3 protein-coding genes and 1 pseudogene are annotated in these 2,165 nt (G+C 53.0%); all 4 read left to right on the plus strand.

All coding sequences use genetic code 11. The features are described from left to right. A partial coding sequence (locus tag H8711_RS13505) for a VirB6/TrbL-like conjugal transfer protein, CD1112 family (protein WP_249283865.1) occupies positions 1-780 on the plus strand: 780 nt, incomplete at its 5' end. Further along, on the plus strand, positions 770-1,384 hold the full coding sequence (locus tag H8711_RS13510; protein WP_430413581.1) for an MT-A70 family methyltransferase: 615 nt from the start codon (positions 770-772) through the stop codon (positions 1,382-1,384). The genes H8711_RS13505 and H8711_RS13510, both read left to right, overlap by 11 nt. Then, complete coding sequence (locus H8711_RS13515) at positions 1,353-1,733, plus strand: PrgI family protein (RefSeq protein WP_040647218.1); 381 nt, start codon at positions 1,353-1,355, stop codon at positions 1,731-1,733. The genes H8711_RS13510 and H8711_RS13515 overlap by 32 nt, the downstream gene beginning before the upstream one ends. Before the next feature lies 1 nt (position 1,734). Further along, positions 1,735-2,165, plus strand: a pseudogene (locus H8711_RS13520) (VirB4-like conjugal transfer ATPase, CD1110 family); the annotation flags it as partial.

Consider the following 2,165-nt stretch of genomic DNA (forward strand, 5'->3'; position numbering starts at 1 on the left):
GTCAACGAGAAGGTAGGAACGATTGCCGCCGAAGTTGGGCAAACACCGTCCGGCTGGAACGGCGGCGTGTACCAGATGATCCGGGGACTATCCGAAAACGTGATAGTCCCCATCGCTGGCATCATCATCACCTTCGTTTTGTGCTACGAGCTGATTTCCATGATCACCGAGAAAAACAACCTTCACGACATGGACACTTGGATGTTCTTCAAGTGGTTTTTCAAGGCGGCTGTGGCGATCTACCTCGTGACGCACACGTTTGACATCGTGATGGCAGTATTCGACATCGGGCAGAACGTAGTTTCCGGTGCAGCAGGAGTCATCCACGGCAACACCAGCATTGACATTGACGCGACGATTGCGCAGATGCGTACCGGCATGGAGAACATGGGCGTCGGTGAACTGCTCGGACTGTCGATAGAAACGCTCCTGATCAGCCTGTGCCTCAAAATCATGGCAATCCTCATTACGGTCATCCTCTACGGGCGCATGATTGAGATTTACTGCACCGTGAGCATTGCGCCTATTCCCATCGCAACCATGAGCAACCGCGAATGGGGCAGCATCGGCACGAACTATCTAAAGGGTCTGTTCGCTCTGGCATTTCAGGGCTTCCTCATCATGGTCTGTGTCGGCATCTATGCGGTGCTGATCAACAGCATGATCATCGCAGACAACATTCATTCAGCTCTGTTCTCTGTGGCAGCGTACACGGTCATTCTGTGCTTCTCGCTGTTCAAGACCGGAAGCCTCGCAAAATCCATTTTCCATGCGCACTAAGGAGGTCGGCAGCATGAAGAAGTACAGCATCATCTACGCCGATCCCCCTTGGGCGTATCGGACTTACTCCAAGAAAGGACAGGGGCGGTCGGCAGAAAGCCACTACCCGACGATGTGCATTGAAGACATCAAGGCACTTCCGGTTGGCGAACTGGCTGCTAAGGACTGCGCTCTGTTTCTCTGGATCACGTTTCCGTGCCTCTGTGAAGCACTCGAAGTGTTGACGGCATGGGGCTTTTCTTATAAGACCGTGGCTTTTGTATGGGTGAAGCAAAACCGCAAGAACGATGACCTCTTCACCGGCATGGGGTATTGGACAAGGGCAAACGCGGAAATCTGCATCCTTGGCACGAAGGGACACCCGAAGCGAGTTGACGCCGGTGTGCGTCAGGTCATCCTCAGCCACATCGAAGAGCATTCCAAAAAGCCGGATGAAGCGAGGGAACGCATTGTTCGGCTCATGGGAGACCTTCCCCGCGTAGAGCTTTTTGCCCGTCAGTCTCCCGAAGGCTGGGACGTTTGGGGCAACGAAGTCGAATGCAGCATTACTCTTGGAAAGGAGGAAACAGTCAATGGCATTTGTTCCGGTCCCGAAGGATCTTAACCGCGTCAAAACGAAGGTCATGTTCAACCTGACCAAGCGGCAGCTTATTTGTTTTTCCATCGCTGCGGCAGTCGGCGTCCCGATCTTCTTTCTGGCGAAGGCGCATCTCGACTTGTCTACGGCGGCAATGCTGATGGTGGTGATCATGCTCCCGTTCATCTTCTTCGCGCTTTACGAGAAGGACGGACAGCCCGCCGAAAAGTATCTGTACCACATCGTACAGTCCATGTTTATCCGGGACAAGGTGCGTCCATATCGCACAAACAATCTCTACGCTGAGATTCAGAAGAAAATCAAAGAACAGGAGGAATTGCAGCTTGAACAACAGCACAGCAAAGGCAAAGCCTAAGATGACCGTCAAAAACGGCGTCGTTTACGGCGACGCCCTTTCCGCTCAGGAAAAGAAGCGAATCGTCGTGCAGAAGAAAAAGGACAGGAAGGCAAAGAAAGTCCGCAAGTCCGCCCAGCAGACCATCCCCTATGTGGAGATGTGCCGTGACGGTATTTGCAAGGTGAACAGCCGCCTCTACACGAAGTCCATCGCCTTTGAGGACATCAACTACCAGCTTGCGCAGAACGAGGACAAAACTGCCATCTTTGAGAACTGGTGCGACTTTCTGAACTACTTCGACAGCTCGATCTTCGTCCAGCTCTCCTTCATCAATCAGAAGGCAAGCCTCAATGAGTTCCGCAAGCGCATCAACATTCCGGCACAGGAGGACGCCTTCAACGACATCCGCTCCGAGTATTCCGGTATGCTGCAAAGCCAGCTCACCAAGGG

This window comes from Ligaoa zhengdingensis (assembly GCF_014384885.1).
Classification (GTDB): domain Bacteria; phylum Bacillota; class Clostridia; order Oscillospirales; family Ruminococcaceae; genus Ligaoa; species Ligaoa zhengdingensis.

Coding starts and splice junctions, on each gene's coding strand:
- H8711_RS13510 (WP_430413581.1), top strand. CDS start 770: ATGCGCACTAAGGAGGTCGGCAGCATGAAGAAGTACAGCATCATCTAC.
- H8711_RS13515 (WP_040647218.1), top strand. CDS start 1,353: ATGGCATTTGTTCCGGTCCCGAAGGATCTTAACCGCGTCAAAACGAAG.